This window comes from Pseudomonas sp. B6001 (genome assembly GCF_013386015.1).
Classification (GTDB): domain Bacteria; phylum Pseudomonadota; class Gammaproteobacteria; order Pseudomonadales; family Pseudomonadaceae; genus Aquipseudomonas.
In genome coordinates, this window is the sequence record NZ_JACAOX010000007.1 from 152,998 (window position 1) to 170,892 (window position 17,895).

The window sequence follows — 17,895 nt, forward strand, 5'->3', positions numbered from 1 at the left end:
TTCATTAGACGAGACTGATCTCATGGCCCTCGACATTCACGCCCACCGCATCCTGATCCTCGACTTCGGTTCCCAGTACACCCAGCTGATCGCCCGCCGCGTGCGTGAAATCGGCGTGTACTGCGAACTGCATCCGTTCGACATGGACGACGAAGCGATTCGCGAATTCGCTCCAAAAGGCGTCATTCTCGCCGGCGGCCCCGAGTCCGTGCATGAAGCCAACAGCCCGCGTTGCCCGCAGGCGGTGTTTGACCTGGGCGTGCCGGTCTTCGGTATCTGCTACGGCATGCAGACCATGGCCGAGCAACTGGGCGGCAAGGTTGAAGGTTCCGAGCTGCGTGAATTCGGTTACGCCCGTGTCGACGTAGTCGGCAAGAGCCGCCTGCTGGACGGCATCGAAGACCACATCGACGCCGACGGCCTGTTTGGCCTCGACGTATGGATGAGCCACGGTGACAAGGTCACCCGGATGCCGGAAGACTTCCACATCCTGGCCAGCACCCCGAGCTGCCCGATTGCCGGCATGTTCAACGACGAGCGCGGCTACTACGGCGTGCAGTTCCACCCGGAAGTGACCCACACCAAGCAAGGCGGTCGCATCCTGTCGCGCTTCATCCTCGACATCTGCCAGTGCGAAGCCCTGTGGACCCCGTCGAAGATCGCTGAAGACGCCATCGCCAACGTACGTGCCCAGGTCGGCACCGACAACGTCCTGCTGGGCCTGTCCGGCGGTGTTGACTCCTCCGTGGTTGCGGCGCTGCTGCACAAGGCCATCGGCGACCAACTGACCTGCGTCTTCGTCGACAACGGCCTGCTGCGCCTGCACGAAGGCGAGCAAGTGATGGCCATGTTCGCCGAGAACATGGGCGTCAAGGTGATCCGCGCCAACGCTGAAGATCAGTTCCTGAACAACCTGGCCGGCGAGTCCGACCCGGAGAAGAAGCGCAAGATCATCGGTCGCACCTTCATCGACGTATTCGATGCCCAGTCCAACAAACTGGACAACATCAAGTACCTCGCCCAGGGCACCATCTACCCGGACGTGATCGAATCGGCCGGCGCCAAGAGCGGCAAGGCCCACGTGATCAAGTCCCACCACAACGTGGGCGGCCTGCCTGAGGAAATGAACCTCAAGCTGGTAGAGCCACTGCGCGAACTGTTCAAGGACGAAGTCCGTCGTCTGGGCCTGGAACTCGGCCTGCCGTACGACATGGTCTATCGCCACCCCTTCCCGGGCCCGGGCCTGGGCGTGCGGATCCTCGGTGAAGTGAAGAAGGAATACGCCGACCTGCTGCGTCGCGCCGACCACATCTTCATCGAAGAACTGCGCAAGGCCGACTGGTATCACAAGGTCAGCCAGGCATTCGTGGTGTTCCAGCCGGTGAAATCGGTTGGCGTGGTCGGCGATGGCCGTCGTTACGCATGGGTTGTTGCCCTGCGTGCGGTGGAAACCATCGACTTCATGACCGCCCGTTGGGCACACCTGCCGTACGAACTGCTGGAGACTGTCAGCGGTCGTATCATCAATGAGATCGAAGGTATTTCGCGCGTGACTTATGACGTGTCGAGCAAGCCGCCGGCGACCATTGAGTGGGAATGATCCTGCCGTAGCAGGTGAGCGCTGAATAACAAAACCCCGGCCTGGTGCCGGGGTTTTGTGTTTCTGGCGTTTGTCTACCGCCGCGCAATATCCGAAAAGTAAAACTTATCCAGCGTATGCCGCGACTCGGTGTACTCGAACTGCCGTCCATCCTGCAAAAACGTCTGGTTGCTCACCACGATCACATGGCTCTGACCTTCGAGGTCCAGGTGTGTCTGGTCGTCCTTTCCCCGTGGCAGCGCTTCGATGGTGCGCTGGGCATAGCTGATCTGCAGCTGCAAGGTCTGTTCGATAAACGCATAGATCGACTGCTCGGCAATCTCCCGATCCAGCCCCGGTATCAGGTCGGCGACGAAGTGGTTGATGTCGAGGATCACCCGTTTGCCGTCGATCCGCCGCACCCGTTTGACCCGGGTGATGAGGCTGCCAGCTTCGGCCTCAATGTGCTGCATCAACGGGCCTTCCAGCGGGAACTGGCTGAACTCCACCACTTCGGTACTGACGTCGTCGCCGAGGGCGGCGTGGGTCTCGCGAAAGCTGACGATACCGCCGAGCTGGAACTCGATGGGGTTGGGTGACAGCACGAAGGTGCCCTTGCCGTGGATCTTTTGCGCGAAGCCGCGCTCCTGCAATTGCTCGATCGCCCGGCGTACCGTGCCACGGCTGGCCTGGTAGGCGTCCATCAATTCGGTTTCGGAGGGCAGGCGCGTGCCGCGTTGCAGGCGTTCGGTGGTGATGCTGGCAAGCAGATCGGTATAGATCTGGTTGTATTTACTCATGGGGAAGGGCTCTGTGCCGCGTTGGCGTTCAAGGCAGGAACCTTAGTGGCAGCGATGGGGTTTGTCCATGCAACCCATTGTAGAACTCGGAAATTTCTGACTCAAAAAACAGAAAATTAATCATTTTCAAGCTCGTACATACGAGTTATTGCTTTAACTCGTACAGACGAGTACTTTTGGCTTCGGCGTGCTGCCTATGACCGCCCAATAAAAAAAACCAGAGTGGATACCAAGCATGAGCCACGACTATCCGAATATTGCCCGCGAGATTCTCAAGAACCTTGGCGGCAGCGACAACCTTGAGCAAGCTGCCCACTGCGTGACCCGCTTGCGCCTGGCCCTCAAGGACCCGAGCCTGGCCAACAGCAGCGAGCTGAACCAGGTCGACCTGGTCAAGGGTTCGTTCTTCACCGGCGGCCTGTTCCAGATCGTGATCGGCCCCGGCGAAGTGGAAAAGGTCTACGCCGCCCTGCGTGAGCAAACGGGCCTCGCCGCGTCGACCATCGCGGACGTGAAACAGAAAAGCGCCGACAAGATAAACCCGATGCAGCGCCTGGTGCGGGTGTTCTCCGATGTGTTCATGCCGATTTTGCCGGCGCTGATCATTGCCGGTTTGCTCATGGGGGTGAACAACCTGATGGGCGCCAAGGGCATGTTCATCGCGGACAAGACCTTGCTCGACGCCTATCCGAACCTGGATGGCCTGTGGAGCCTGATCAACCTGATGGCCAACACCTCGTTCGTGTTCCTGCCGGCACTGGTGGGCTGGTCGGCGGCCAAGCGCTTTGGTGGCAGTGAAATCCTCGGCATTGTCCTCGGCCTGATGCTGGTGCACCCCGATCTGCTCAACGCCTGGAACTACGGCAAGGCGGTCGCCGGCCTCGACGGCCAGAGCCTGCCGTACTTCGATATTTTCGGCTGGTTCAAGATCGAGAAGGTCGGCTACCAGGGCCAGATCCTGCCGATCCTGCTGGCCGCCTACGTGATGAGCGTGATTGAGAAATGGCTGCGGGCACGGGTGCCGAATGCCATTCAGTTGCTGGTGGTGCCGATCACTACCATCGTCGTCACCGGCGTACTGGCGCTGGCGATCATCGGCCCGGTGACCCGCCACCTCGGCATCCTGATCACCGAAGGCGTGGTCACCCTGTTTGACCTGGCGCCGATGGTCGGCGGCGCAATCTTCGGCCTGCTGTATGCACCGCTGGTGATCACCGGCATGCACCACATGTTCCTCGCCGTGGACCTGCAACTGATCTCCACCCAGGGCGGCACCTTTATCTGGCCGATGATCGTCATGTCCAACCTGGCCCAGGGCAGCGCGGCGCTCGGCGTGTTCTACATGAGCCGCAATGCACGGGACAAGAGCATGGCGTCCACCTCGGCGATTTCCGCCTACTTCGGCATCACCGAGCCGGCGATGTTCGGGGTCAACCTGCGCTTCAAGTTTCCGTTCTACGCGGCGCTGACCGGCTCGGCGCTGGGCAGTATTTTCCTCTCGCTGAACAAGGTGCAGGCCTCGGCGATTGGCGTGGGTGGCTTGCCCGGGTTCATCTCGATCATCCCGCAGTACATCCCAAGTTTTGTCATCGGCATGGTCGTCGCGATTGTCGTGCCGTTTGTTTTGACCTGTGTGTTGAGCATGAAAATTGTCCGGCCTGGCTACCGGGTCGCCTGATCTACCGCTATCGCAGGCAAGCCAGCTCCCACAGTTGATCGCATTTCCAGATTGAAGGAACCCGTCATGCAAAACTGGCAACATTCGGTGATCTACCAGATCTACCCCAAAAGCTTCCACAGCCACGCGGGTAACGCCACCGGTGACCTGCTGGGCATCGTGGACAAGCTCGATTACCTGAAGTGGCTGGGCGTCGACTGCCTGTGGATCACCCCGTTCCTGCGCTCGCCCCAGCGCGACAACGGCTACGACATCAGTGACTACTACGCCATCGACCCGAGCTACGGGACCATGGGCGATTGCGACCTGCTGATCAGCGAAGCCGCCAAGCGCGGCATCACGCTGATGCTCGACATCGTGGTCAACCACACCTCCATCGAACACGAGTGGTTCCAGCAGGCCCGCAGCAGCCTCGACAACCCGTACCGCGACTTCTACATCTGGCGCGACCAGCCGAACAACTGGGAATCCAAGTTCGGCGGCTCGGCCTGGGAATACGAGGCGCAGACCGGCCAGTACTTCCTCCACCTGTTCGACCACACCCAGGCCGACCTGAACTGGGACAACCCCAAGGTGCGCGCCGAAGTGTTCAAGCTGATGCGCTTCTGGCGCGACAAGGGCGTGGGCGGTTTCCGCCTGGACGTGATCAACCTGATCTCCAAGCCGGCGGATTTTCCGGAAGACAACAGCGACGGTCGGCGCTTCTACACCGACGGCCCGAACGTGCATGAATACCTGAAGGAAATGCACCGCGAAGTGTTCGAGGGGCATGACCTGATCAACGTCGGTGAGATGTCGTCCACCAGCCTTGAGCACTGCATTCGTTATTCGAATCCACAGTCGAAAGAGCTGTCGATGACCTTCAACTTTCACCACCTGAAAGTCGACTATCCGAACCTGCAGAAGTGGGTCGCGGCCGACTTCGACTTCCTGCAACTCAAGCAGATTCTGTCCGACTGGCAACTCGGCATGCAGGCCGGTGGCGGCTGGAATGCGCTGTTCTGGTGTAACCACGACCAGCCGCGGGTGGTCTCGCGTTTTGGTGACGACGGCGAGCACCGCGTGGTCTCGGCGAAGATGCTCGCCACTGCGCTGCACTTCCTCCAGGGCACGCCTTTCGTGTACCAGGGCGAAGAGCTGGGGATGACCAATCCGGGCTTCGACACCATCGACCAATACCGAGATGTCGAGACGCTGAACATCTATCGGCTCAAGCGTGAGGCCGGTGAGTCCGAGGCATCGAGCATGGCGGCGATCATGCAGAAGTCCCGCGATAACAGCCGCACACCGATGCAATGGAATGCCGAGCAAAACGCCGGCTTCAGTCGCGGCGAACCGTGGATCGGCATCCCGGCCAACGCGGCGCAGATCAACGTGCAAAGCGAGCTGGATGACCCGCAATCGGTACTGCATCACTACCGTGCGCTGATCAAGCTGCGTCGGCATGAGCCGCTGATTCAGGAAGGCGTTTACCGCCAACTGCTGCCACAGCACACCCAGGTCTGGGCGTACCTGCGCGAAGGCCACGGCGAACGCCTGCTGGTGCTGAACAACTTCTACGGCACGCCATGCCAGATCGAACTGCCCGATGGCCTGCTGACGGCGGCGAGTGAGCAACGCCTGCTGATCAGCAACTACGACGACTGCCCACAGCGCTCGAGCCAGGTCTCGCTGCGCCCGTATGAATCGTTTGTGCTGCATCTCAAGGACTGAGACCCGCTTTACCCCCGGCGTGGGAGAGCCGGGGCGCTTAAAAAAACATAATAAAAATATCGGAGTGCTTCATGAAAACAACAATAAAGCTGGGCCTCGTTGCATCCTGCCTGACCTTGCCGATGGCAGCCCAGGCGTTGGAATTTGCCGGCTACTTGCGTAGCGGTGCGGGGACTTCAACCGGCAGTGGCAAGCAGCAGTGCTTCCAGTTGCCGGGTGCACAATCCAAATACCGCCTGGGCAACGAGTGCGAGCAGTACGCCGAACTCGAATTGCGCCAGGACCTGCTGACCCTCGACGACGGCTCGGTGTTCAGCGTCGACGCCATGGCTTCGCTGTACAACAAGTACGACCGGGCGCTGAAGTTCCAGGGCGAAGACAACGGCTCGGCACGCATGCCGCAGATGTATGCGCAGTGGTCGAACATCCCCAGCCTCAACGGCGGTTCGCTGTGGGCCGGCCGGCGCTACTACAAACGAAACGATATCCATATCTCCGACTTCTACTACTGGAACCAGAGCGCCACGGGCGGCGGTATCGAGGACGTGAAAATCGGCGACCTGAAATACAGCTACGCGCTTTCCCGCAAGGACAACCTGTACCAGAAGGAATACGCCACCCGTCACGACTTCAACGTGGCCGGCTTCAAGACCAATCCCGGCGGCGAGCTGGAACTGGGCTTGAGCTACATCGAAAAAGCCGGTGGCCGTGACACCAACAGCGGCTGGGCCATTACCGCCCAGCATGTGCAGAAACCCTTCCTCGGCGGGCGCAACAAATTTGCCCTGCAGTACGGCGAAGGCCCCGGCACCGGCCTCGGCTACACCGGCGATACCTTCCTCGATAAAAGCAGCAAGAGCTACCGCGCAGTGGAGTTCTTCGACTGGCAAGTGACGCCACGGTTTGGCGGGCAGATCGAGGCCGTGTACCAGAAGGATATTCGCCCGGGCAACCAGGATCAGACCTGGATGTCGCTGGGCGTGCGCCCGGCCTATGCGATTTCCGAACAGTTCAAGCTGGTCACCGAACTCGGTCATGATCAGGTCGAGGCTACCGGTGGCACGCGCAAGCTGAGCAAATTTACGTTCGCCCCGACCTGGTCGCCCAAAGGCCCGGATTTCTGGGCACGACCGGAAGTGCGCTTGTATTACACCTACGCGACCTGGAACGAAGCGGCCAAGCGTGCGGCCAATGAACTGGCGGCAGGTTCGGCGTTGTCCGACACCGGCAGTTATGGCTCGGCGTTGCATGGCTCCAACTTTGGTGTGCAGGTTGAGTACTGGTGGAAATAAGCCGTCGATGCCCAATGATTTTTACAGAACCAAACAGCAGGTGAAGTCATGACCACAACCCAATCCCTGGAATTGCTGGCGCCATTGTCCGGGGTGCTGCTCGCCCTGGACCAGGTGCCTGATCCGGTGTTCTCCAGTCGCCTGATCGGCGATGGCCTGTGCATCGATCCGACCTCGCAGACCCTCTGCGCGCCACTGGCCGGGGTGATCAGCAATATCCAGGACAGTGGTCATGCGGTGAGCATCACCGATGACAACGGCGTCCAGGTGCTGATGCACATCGGCCTGGACACCGTGAACCTGGCGGGCAAGGGTTTCACCCGATTGGTCGAGGAAGGCCAGCGGGTGGAAGCCGGGCAACCGCTGATTGAATTCGATGCCGACTACGTGGCGCTCAATGCCCGTAGTTTGCTGACCCTGATGCTGGTGGTCAGTGGCGAGCCCTTCAAGCTGCTGACGCCCGAGCAGGGCCTGGTGGACGTGGGGCAGCCACTGCTGCGAGTCACGCCGCAAGCCGTTGCCGACGAGGTGAAAGACGAGGAGGGTGACGCTCTGTTCTCCAGGCCACTGACCTTGCCCAACGCCAACGGCCTGCATGCGCGCCCGGCGGCGGTGCTGGCGCAGGCGGCCAAAGGCTTCAAGGCGAGTATTTACCTGCACAAGCAAACCGAGAGCGCCAACGCCAAGTCGCTGGTACGGATCATGGCATTGCAAACGGTGCAGGGTGACACCTTGCAAGTCAGCGCGGCCGGCGAGGATGCCGAAGCGGCGATCCAGGCGCTGGTGACCTTGCTGGCCGAAGGCTGCGGCGAAACCGTCGCGGCTCCTCAACCTGGCGCTGCACCCGTGGCGCCTGATTCATCGGCGACCTTGCTGCGCGGCGTGTGCGCCTCGCCCGGTTCGGCGTTCGGCCAGGTGGTGCAGGTCAAGGAGCCGGCACTGACGTTCGTAGAGACCGGCAAAGGTGAAGCGCTGGAACGTGCGGCCCTGACCCATGCCCTGAACAACGCCAATCAGGCGCTGCAAGCCCTACAGGAAAAGGCCGTCGGCACTGCCCAGTCCGAGATCTTCCGCGCCCATCAGGAGTTGCTGGACGATCCGGCCCTGCTGGAACAAACCCGCGACCTGCTGGACCAGGGCAAGAGCGCGGCCTTCGCCTGGAACAGCGCCACCGAGGCCACCGCCACGCTCTTCCAGGGCCTGGGCAACGCCTTGCTTGCCGAGCGCGCTGCCGACCTGGCAGACGTTGGCCAGCGGGTGCTGAAATTGATCCTCGGGGTTCAGGACAGCGCCTGGGATTTGCCGGAGCAGGCAATCCTGATTGCCGAACAACTGACTCCCTCGCAAACCGCCAGCCTCGACACGCGCAAGGTGCTGGGTTTTGTGACGGTGGGCGGCGGCGCTACCAGCCACGTCGCAATTCTCGCCCGCGCCCTTGGCTTGCCGGCCATCTGCGGGGTGCCGGCGCAGGTGCTGGAACTGGCCAACGGCAAGCAAGTGCTGCTGGATGCCGACAAGGGCGAGTTGCACCTGGACCCGGACCTGGCCGAGATCGAACACTTGCAAGCCAGCCGCCAACAACAAGTGCTGCGCCGCCAGCGGGAAGTGGAGCAGGCGTCGTTGCCCGCCACGACCCGCGACGGTCATCACGTCGAAGTGACGGCCAACGTCGCATCGTTGCAGGAGGTGGAGCAGGCATTGTCCCTGGGGGGCGAAGGCGTTGGTTTGCTGCGTTCCGAGTTCCTCTACCTGGACCGCAACCGCGCGCCGAGCCCCGAGGAGCAGGCGGGCACCTACAGCGCCATCGCCCGTGCATTGGGGCCGCAGCGCAATCTGGTGGTGCGCACTCTCGACGTTGGTGGCGACAAGCCGTTGGCCTATGTGCCGATGGACAGCGAGACCAACCCGTTCCTTGGCCTGCGCGGGATTCGCCTGTGCCTGGAGCGCCCGGAACTGTTGCGTGAACAATTCCGTGCGATTCTCGCCAGTGCCGGTTTCGCCCGGCTGCACATCATGTTGCCGATGGTCAGCCTGCTCTCGGAGCTGCGCCTGGCGCGGCAGATTCTTGAAGAGGAAGCGCTGGCCCTGGGGCTGACGGAACTGCCGAAGCTGGGAATCATGATCGAAGTGCCATCGGCGGCATTGATGGCCGATCTGTTTGCGCCGGAGGTGGATTTCTTCTCCATCGGCACCAACGACCTGACCCAATACACCCTGGCCATGGACCGCGATCACCCGCGCCTCGCCAGCCAGGCCGACAGCTTTCACCCGGCGGTACTGCGCCTGATCGCCACCACCGTCAAGGCGGCCCATGCCCATGGCAAGTGGGTCGGCGTATGTGGGGCGTTGGCGTCTGAAGCGCTGGCAGTGCCGGTGCTGATCGGGCTGGGGGTGGATGAGTTGTCGGTCAGCGTGCCGCTGATCCCGACCATCAAGGCTACCGTGCGCGAGCTGGACCTGGCGGATTGCCAATCCATCGCCCGCCAGGTGCTGGGCCTGGAAGAAGCGGCGCAGGTTCGCGAGGCGTTGCGCCTGTACCACGCGGCTACCGTTGAAACCTCATTGGTTGTGGAGAACTGACATGTTCGAGAAATTTCAGCGGGCGTTCTGGAAGGCCCTGACGCCGGATCTGGTGCTTGAAACGCCGCAGGCAGCTCCAGTGAGCGAAACACTGTTGGCCCCGGCAGTGCTGAATGCGCTGGGCGGGGCGGAGAATCTCAAGTCGCAGCAGCGGGTAGCACTGACCCGGGTGCGGGTGCAGTTGCAGGATGCGGGGCGGTTGGATGCGCAGGCGCTCAAGGCGGCAGGCGTGCCGGGCGTGATGGTGTTGGCGGGTGGGGTGGTGCACCTGCTTACCGGCCTGAACACCGCTCTATAAGACGACGAAGATCAAATGTGGGAGCGGGCTTGCTCGCGAAGGCGGTGTGTCAGTCAATCCATGTGCTGGTTGAACCACCGCCTTCGCGAGCAAGCCCGCTCCCACATTGGTTTTGTGGTGTTTGGAGAATCGGGGGATTACAGCGGCGGGGTTTCTTCCGTCGGCTTGGTCTTGTCCACACCCGGCACATGCAGGTTGCCTTCGACCACCTGGTTGCCTTCCAGCTGCGGCTGCGTCACCCACGTCAGAATGTCGTAGTAACGCCGGATGTTCGCCACAAAATGCACGGGCTCACCGCCACGGGCATAGCCATACCGCGTCTTGCTGTACCACTGCTTCTGCGACAGGCGCGGCAGCATCTTCTTCACATCCAGCCACTTGTTCGGGTTCAGGCCTTCTTTTTCGGCCAGCTTGCGCGCGTCGTCCAAATGGCCGGTGCCGACGTTGTACGCCGCCAGGGCAAACCAGGTGCGGTCCGGCTCGGCAATCTTGCCGTCCAGCTCATCCTTGATCTTGGCCAGGTACTTGGCGCCGCCCATGATGCTCTGCTTGGCGTCCAGGCGGTTGGACACGCCCATGGCCTGCGCCGTGTTCTGGGTCAGCATCATCAGGCCGCGCACGCCGGTCTTGGAGGTCACCGCCGGCTGCCAGAGTGATTCCTGATAGCCGATGGCCGCCAGCAGGCGCCAGTCGACCTTTTCTTCCTTGGCATAGGCCCGGAAGTGTTTCTCGTATTTGGGCAGGCGCTGCTGCAGATGCTGGGCGAAGGTGTAGGCGCCCATGTAGCCGAGTACGTCGACGTGCCCGTAATAGCGATCTTTCAGGCGTTGCAGCGTGCCGTTCTTTTCCACCTTGTCGAGGTAGTTGTTGACCTCGTTGAGCAGGCTGTTGTCTTCACCGGCGGCGACCGCCCAGGCTTGATGGCTGGCGTCACCGAGGTCAAAGGCCACCCGCACGTTGGGGAAGTACACCTGGTTCATCGCCACTTCGTTGGAGTCCACCAGGGTCAGGTCGATCTGGCCCTCATCCACCATGCGCAGCAGGTCGACCACCTCAACGGCGTCGGACTCTTCGTATTCAATCCCGGGAAACTGTTTTTTCAGCTGCGCCAGTTGCTCGGCGTGGGTGCTGCCCTTGAGCACCATGATCTTCTTGCCCACCAGGTCTGCCGCGGTGGTCGGCCGGGACTGGCCGTTGCGGTAGATGATCTGCGGGGTGACTTCCAGATAAGGGTGGGAGAAACGCACTTGCTGGCGACGCTGCTCACTGCTGACCAGGCCGGCGGCGGCCAGTACCGGGCCGTTGGGCTTGCCGATCTGCGAGAACAGGTCATCCAGGTTGTCGGCCGCCTCGATCTCGAGCTTTACCCCCAACTCGTCGGCAAAACGTTTCACCAGTTCGTATTCGAAGCCGGTTTCGCCGTTACGGTCCTGGAAATAAGTGGCCGGACTGTTTCGGGTGACCACCCGCAATACGCCATCCTCCTTGATTCGCTCGAGCGTGTTGGGTTTATCCACACACGCACTGAGCAGCAGGAAGAGTCCGGTAACGAAGAGCCATTTGGCGCATCGCGGGCGTAAAGCAGTAGGGGAGAACATCTGCGCAGTATACGCAAAGGACCCTCGGCGCCATATCTCGACAGCGGGGCACTTGTCTGCTAGCGCCCGTAAACCTTGGCTGCAGCCCGCAGAAACGGGGCTTGGCAGCCGATTGTGACGGTTAAAATAACTGCCCGGAATCGCCTGTATGGCCATATGATATCGTGCGATTTATGCCAACTGACGTCCGGCTGCGGCCACTGGTGCCGTTTCGGGTGCCGTTGGCGACGGTTTACGCTAGAATGCACGGCCTCAAAGCACACCCCCTTCCCGAGGCTGTCCCGAAGATGTTGATCCTGCGCGGCGCTCCTGCCCTTTCTGCCTTTCGCCACAGCAAACTCCTTGAGCAACTGAGCCAGAAGGTACCTTCTGTCAGTGGCTTGTATGCTGAATTTGCTCACTTCGCCGACGTTACTGGCGTTTTGACCGCCGACGAACAGCAAGTGCTGGCGCGCCTTCTGAAGTACGGTCCCAGCGTTCCTGTTCAAGAGCCTAACGGCCGCTTGTTCCTGGTCCTGCCACGGTTCGGCACCATCTCGCCCTGGTCGAGCAAGGCCAGCGACATCGCCCGCAACTGCGGACTGGACAAAATCCAGCGCCTGGAGCGCGGGATTGCCTTCTATGTAGCAGGCCAGTTCAGCGAGGCCGAGGCCGAGCTGATCGCCAGCAGCCTGCACGACCGCATGACCCAGATCATCGTCAGCCAGCTGGAACAGGCCGCCGGTCTGTTCAGCCACGCCGAACCCAAGCCGCTGACCGCGATTGACGTGCTCGGTGGTGGCCGTGCCGCCCTGGAAACCGCCAACACCGAGCTGGGCCTGGCCCTGGCCGAAGACGAAATTGACTACCTGGTCAACGCCTTCATCGGCCTGAAGCGCAACCCGCACGACATCGAACTGATGATGTTCGCCCAGGCGAACTCCGAGCACTGCCGCCACAAGATCTTCAACGCCAGTTGGGACATCGACGGCCAGAGCCAGGAAAAAAGCCTGTTCGGCATGATCAAGAACACCTACGTGATGCACAGCGAAGGCGTTCTGTCGGCTTATAAGGACAACGCCTCGGTCATCGTCGGCTCTGTCGCCGGCCGTTTCTTCCCGGACCCTGAAACCCGCCAGTACGGCGCGGTGCAGGAGCCGGTACACATCCTGATGAAAGTCGAGACCCACAACCACCCGACCGCGATTGCCCCGTTCCCGGGCGCAGCCACCGGTTCCGGCGGCGAGATTCGCGACGAAGGTGCAACCGGTCGTGGCGCCAAGCCAAAGGCCGGCCTCACCGGCTTCACCGTGTCCAACCTGCAGATCCCGGGCTTCGAACAGCCGTGGGAAGTGCCGTACGGCAAGCCTGAGCGCATCGTCACCGCGCTGGACATCATGATCGAAGGCCCGCTGGGCGGCGCCGCGTTCAACAACGAATTCGGGCGTCCGGCCCTGACCGGTTACTTCCGTACTTTCGAGCAATCCATCACCACCCCGCGTGGCGATGAAGTGCGCGGTTACCACAAGCCAATCATGTTGGCCGGCGGCATGGGCAACATCCGCGCCGAACACGTACAGAAAGGCGAGATTCTGGTCGGCTCCAAGCTGATCGTCCTCGGTGGCCCGGCGATGCTGATCGGCCTGGGTGGCGGCGCCGCTTCCTCCATGGCCACCGGCACCAGCTCGGCCGACCTGGACTTCGCTTCCGTACAGCGTGAAAACCCTGAGATGGAACGCCGTTGCCAGGAAGTCATCGACCGTTGCTGGCAACTGGGTGACAAAAACCCCATCAGCTTCATCCACGACGTCGGCGCAGGTGGCTTGTCCAACGCCTTCCCGGAACTGGTCAACGATGGCGACCGTGGCGGCCGTTTCGAACTGCGCAACATTCCAAACGACGAGCCGGGCATGGCCCCGCACGAAATCTGGAGCAACGAATCCCAGGAACGCTACGTGTTGGCGGTAGGTCCTGCAGACTTCGAACGCTTCCAGGCGATTTGCGAGCGCGAGCGCTGCCCGTTTGCGGTAGTCGGCGAAGCCACTGCCGAGCCGCAACTGACGGTCACCGACAGCCACTTCGGCAACAGCCCGGTGGACATGCCGCTGGAAGTGCTGCTGGGCAAAGCCCCGCGCATGCACCGTTCGGCCGTGCGTGAAAACGAACTGGGCGACGATTTTGACCCGTCGACCCTGGCCATCGCCGACTGCGTGGAGCGCGTCCTGCACCACCCGGCCGTTGCCAGCAAAAGCTTCCTGATCACCATCGGCGACCGCACCATCACCGGTCTGGTTGCCCGTGATCAAATGGTCGGCCCGTGGCAGGTCCCGGTGGCTGACGTTGCCGTCACCGCTACCAGCTTCGACGTGTACACCGGTGAAGCCATGGCCATGGGCGAGCGGACTCCGCTGGCGCTGCTGGACGCCCCGGCGTCGGGCCGCATGGCCATCGGCGAAACCCTGACCAACATCGCGGCTTCGCGTATCGCCAAGATCTCCGACATCAAGCTGTCGGCCAACTGGATGTCCGCTGCCGGTCACCCGGGTGAAGATGCGCGCCTGTACGACACCGTGAAAGCGGTCGGCATGGAGCTGTGCCCTGAGCTGGGCATCACCATTCCGGTGGGCAAGGACTCCATGTCCATGGCCACCCGCTGGAACGATGAAGGCGTGGACAAGAGCGTCACCTCGCCGCTGTCGCTGATCGTTACCGGCTTTGCGCCCGTCACCGACATTCGCCAGACCCTGACCCCGCAACTGCGCATGGACAAGGGCACCACCGACCTGATCCTGATCGACCTCGGTCGCGGTCAGAACCGCATGGGCGCCTCGATCCTTGCCCAGGTGCACGGCAAGCTCGGCAAGCAGGCCCCGGACGTCGACGACGCCGAAGACCTGAAAGCTTTCTTCGCCGTGATCCAGGGCCTGAACGCCGACGGCCACCTGCTGGCTTACCACGACCGTTCCGACGGTGGTTTGCTGACCAGCGCCGTGGAAATGGCCTTCGCCGGTCACTGCGGCCTGAGCCTGAACCTCGATGGCCTGGCAGAAACTTCCGCTGACATCGCAGCAATCCTGTTCAACGAAGAGCTGGGCGCCGTTATCCAGGTTCGCCAGGACGCAACCCCGGACGTACTCGCACAGTTCAGCGCCGCTGGCCTGGGCGACTGCGTGGCCGTGATTGGCCAGCCGATCAACAACGGTGAAATCAACATCGTCTTCAACGGCGAAACCGTGTTTGAAGGCCAGCGCCGCCTGCTGCAACGCCAGTGGGCCGAGACCAGCTACCAGATCCAGCGCCTGCGCGACAACGCCGACTGCGCCGAGCAGGAATTCGACGTGATCCTGGAAGAAGACAACCCGGGCCTGAGCACCAAGCTCAGCTTCGACGTCAACCAGGACATCGCCGCGCCTTACATCAAGAAAGGCATCCGCCCACAAGTGGCCGTACTGCGTGAGCAGGGCGTCAACGGCCAGGTGGAAATGGCGGCGGCGTTCGACCGTGCCGGCTTCAATGCGATCGACGTGCACATGAGCGACATCCTCGCCGGTCGCGTCGACCTCAACGAGTTCAAAGGCCTGGTTGCCTGCGGTGGTTTCTCCTACGGCGACGTACTGGGTGCCGGTGAAGGCTGGGCCAAGTCGGCCCTGTTCAACAGCCGTGCCCGTGACGCGTTCCAGGGTTTCTTCGAGCGTAACGACAGCTTCACCCTGGGTGTGTGCAACGGTTGCCAGATGATGTCCAACCTCAGCGAACTGATCCCGGGCAGCGAGTTCTGGCCGCACTTTGTGCGTAACCGATCCGAGCAGTTCGAAGCGCGGGTTGCGATGGTCCAGGTACAGGAATCCAACTCGATCTTCCTGCAGGGCATGGCCGGTTCGCGCATGCCAATCGCCATCGCCCACGGTGAAGGCCATGCGGAATTCGCCAGCGAAGAAGCACTGCTGGAAGCCGACCTGTCCGGTACTGTGGCCCTGCGTTTTGTCGACAACCACGGCAAGGTCACCGAAGGCTACCCGGCCAACCCGAACGGCTCGCCGCGCGGGATCACCGGGCTGACCAGCCGCGACGGTCGCGTCACCATCATGATGCCGCACCCGGAGCGTGTGTTCCGCGCCGTGCAGAACTCGTGGCGCCCGGAAGAGTGGAACGAAGACGGCGCGTGGATGCGCATGTTCCGTAACGCTCGCGTCTGGGTGAACTAAGTCGGTGTACAAGCTCAGCTTCTTTGTGCCCGACAGCCACGTGGAGACGGTGAAAACCGCCGTCTTCGCAGCCGGCGGCGGGCGCATCGGCAACTACGACAGCTGCGCCTGGCAGGTCCTGGGCCAGGGCCAATTCCGCGCGATGGACGGCAGCCAGCCGTTTATCGGGCAGGTGGGGCAGGTTGAAGTGGTTGAAGAATGGAAGGTTGAGCTGGTGGTGGCGGATGAGTTGATCGTGGCTGTGGTGGCTGCGTTGAAGCTTAGCCATCCGTACGAGACACCGGCGTATGAGGTGTGGCAGTTGGCGGATTTTTGATTCGCTGGTTGAAAAACAAGAAACCCGCTGGGCCAGTTTGGTCAGCGGGTTTTTTGTTGCCTGTCACGGCCATTCGCGAGCAAGCCCGCTCCCACATTTGACCGCGTTGCCATGACGGGCACCGATCAAAATGTGGGAGCGGGCTTGCTCGCGAAGAGGCCCTGATGCTCAGCAAAGATTCAGGCTTTTACCCCAACCTCACGGCCACTGACCAACCGCTCCAACGCCTCACCCAACCCCGAAGCCTTGTCACCAATCAGCAAGTGCCAAACCCCACTCTCAAGCTGGCTCACACCCTGGCAACCCAGCGCCGTCAGTTGAGATTCCGACAACACCGAACCATCCCCCAACTCCACCCGCAGCCGCGTCATCGCCACCGCATCCAATTGCAAAACATTGGCCCGACCGCCCAGCGCACTCAGCCATTTCTCGGCCTCATGCACGTTCACCGGCTTGCTCTTCTCAACAGGCGCTACCACCACCGCAGGCGCCGCAACATACGAAGGCATCGCCAACCGAATCTCATCGGCAATGCTGTCCGCCATCGGCCCGACCACCACCTGCAAACTCCCGCCATTACCCGGTCGAACCACGGCCATCGCACCCAGCGCCTTCAACTCGGCATCCACCGCCTTGTTGCGATCCACCATGTCCAGCCGCAGACGCGTCGTGCAAGCACCCACACTCAGTAGATTCTCCGCACCACCCAGCGCGCGAATGTAAGCGCCGGCCCGCTGGTTATCAGTCATGGCCTCAGCCTGCACCACCTGAATATCCTCACGCCCGGGCGTCTTCAAATTGAAGCGACGGATGCAGTAGTTGAACACGCTGTAGTAGATCACCGCATACGCCAGCCCAACCGGGAATACCAACCAGCCGTTGGTGGATTTACCCCAACCCAGCACCATGTCGATAAACCCACCGGAGAAGGTAAAGCCCAGGTGAATGTTGAGCATGTTGGTGATCGCCATCGACAACCCGGTCAGCAGCGCATGCACCAGGTACAGGAACGGCGCGAGGAACATGAAGGCGAATTCGATCGGCTCGGTGACCCCGGTCAGGAACGAGGTCAGCGCCATCGACAGGAAAATCCCGCCCATGATCTTGCGCCGCTCCGGCAGTGCATTGCGGTACATCGCCAGGCACGCCGCCGGCAGGCCGAACAGCATTACCGGGAACATGCCGGTCATGAACTGCCCACCTTTCGGGTCGCCGGCAAAATAGCGAGTCAGGTCGCCGGTCACTACCGCGCCGGTCGTCGGGTCGGTGAAGGTGCCGAACACAAACCACGCCATGTTGTTGAGGATATGGTGCAAGCCGGTGACGATCAGCAGGCGGTTGAACACGCCAAACACGAACGCACCAAAACTGCCGCTTTCCATCAGCAGCACGCCGAAGCTGTTGATGCCTTGCTGCACGGGTGGCCAGATCAAACCAAAGATCACCCCCAGCGCCACCGCGGAGAACCCGGTGACGATCGGCACAAACCGTCGCCCACCAAAGAATGCGAGGTACTCCGGCAGCTTGATGTCCTTGAAGCGGTTATACAGCGCACCGGCCATCAAGCCGCTGGCGATGCCCGCGAGCATGCCCATGTTGATGCTGGCGTCCATCACCTTGAGGGTGGAGACCATCACCAGGTAACCGATGGCGCCTGCCAGGCCCGCCGTGCCGTTGTTGTCGCGGGCAAAACCCACGGCAATGCCGATGGCGAAGATCAGCGCCAGGTTGGCGAAGATCGCCTGCCCGGCGTCGTGCATCACCGCGATGTTCAGCAGGTCAGTGTCGCCCAGTCGCAGCAGCAGGCCGGCGATCGGCAGAATCGCGATCGGCAGCATCAGCGCACGGCCCAGGCGT

Annotated in this window: 11 protein-coding genes; 8 read left to right on the forward strand and 3 right to left on the reverse strand. The window is 61.7% G+C overall.

From position 1 onward, the window contains the following. Positions 1-22: 22 nt before the first annotated feature. On the forward strand, positions 23-1,600 hold the full coding sequence (gene guaA / locus HX821_RS09800) for a glutamine-hydrolyzing GMP synthase (RefSeq protein ID WP_003209644.1): 1,578 nt from the start codon (positions 23-25) through the stop codon (positions 1,598-1,600). A gap of 74 nt (positions 1,601-1,674) precedes the next feature. On the opposite strand, the gene treR is transcribed toward guaA, so the two are convergent. Continuing rightward, positions 1,675-2,379 carry a trehalose operon repressor gene (gene treR / locus HX821_RS09805; protein WP_003209636.1) on the reverse strand — a complete coding sequence of 235 codons (705 nt, stop codon included), beginning with the start codon at positions 2,377-2,379 and terminating at the stop codon, positions 1,675-1,677. Positions 2,380-2,614: 235 nt separating this feature from the next. Between treR and treP the strand changes: the two genes are divergently transcribed. From treP to HX821_RS09830, 5 genes are all read left to right on the forward strand, one after another. Beyond that, the gene (gene treP / locus HX821_RS09810) at positions 2,615-4,057 is read left to right on the forward strand and encodes a PTS system trehalose-specific EIIBC component (protein WP_177021404.1); all 1,443 of its coding nucleotides are present in this window, start codon (positions 2,615-2,617) and stop codon (positions 4,055-4,057) included. Positions 4,058-4,123: 66 nt separating this feature from the next. Next, complete coding sequence (gene treC, locus HX821_RS09815; RefSeq protein WP_177035676.1) at positions 4,124-5,770, forward strand: alpha,alpha-phosphotrehalase; 1,647 nt, start codon at positions 4,124-4,126, stop codon at positions 5,768-5,770. 71 nt (positions 5,771-5,841) lie between these two features. Beyond that, positions 5,842-7,062: a carbohydrate porin gene (locus HX821_RS09820; protein ID WP_032899755.1), complete on the forward strand. Its 1,221-nt coding sequence runs from the start codon at positions 5,842-5,844 to the stop codon at positions 7,060-7,062. Between the two features lie 48 nt (positions 7,063-7,110). Further along, on the forward strand, positions 7,111-9,642 hold the full coding sequence (gene ptsP, locus HX821_RS09825) for a phosphoenolpyruvate--protein phosphotransferase (protein ID WP_177035677.1): 2,532 nt from the start codon (positions 7,111-7,113) through the stop codon (positions 9,640-9,642). Position 9,643: 1 nt separating this feature from the next. Then, positions 9,644-9,940 (forward strand): PTS transporter subunit EIIB, encoded by a 297-nt coding sequence (locus HX821_RS09830; protein WP_003209625.1) that lies wholly within the window; start codon positions 9,644-9,646, stop codon positions 9,938-9,940. Positions 9,941-10,077: 137 nt separating this feature from the next. On the opposite strand, the gene mltF is transcribed toward HX821_RS09830, so the two are convergent. Then, positions 10,078-11,538, reverse strand: coding sequence for a membrane-bound lytic murein transglycosylase MltF (mltF, locus tag HX821_RS09835; RefSeq protein WP_177035678.1), 1,461 nt, complete (start codon positions 11,536-11,538; stop codon positions 10,078-10,080). 287 nt (positions 11,539-11,825) lie between these two features. Here mltF and purL point away from each other — a divergent pair, with 287 nt between their 5' ends. Together purL and HX821_RS09845 are read left to right on the forward strand one after the other, a co-directional pair. After that, the gene (purL, locus tag HX821_RS09840; RefSeq protein WP_008438262.1) at positions 11,826-15,722 is read left to right on the forward strand and encodes a phosphoribosylformylglycinamidine synthase; all 3,897 of its coding nucleotides are present in this window, start codon (positions 11,826-11,828) and stop codon (positions 15,720-15,722) included. 4 nt (positions 15,723-15,726) lie between these two features. Further along, complete coding sequence (locus tag HX821_RS09845) at positions 15,727-16,038, forward strand: NGG1p interacting factor NIF3 (RefSeq protein ID WP_087695123.1); 312 nt, start codon at positions 15,727-15,729, stop codon at positions 16,036-16,038. A 179-nt stretch (positions 16,039-16,217) separates the two neighbouring features. Here the strand turns inward: HX821_RS09845 and nagE are convergent, their stop codons facing one another. Beyond that, complete coding sequence (gene nagE / locus HX821_RS09850) at positions 16,218-17,876, reverse strand: N-acetylglucosamine-specific PTS transporter subunit IIBC (RefSeq protein ID WP_218167991.1); 1,659 nt, start codon at positions 17,874-17,876, stop codon at positions 16,218-16,220. Between the last annotated feature and the right edge of the window lie 19 nt (positions 17,877-17,895).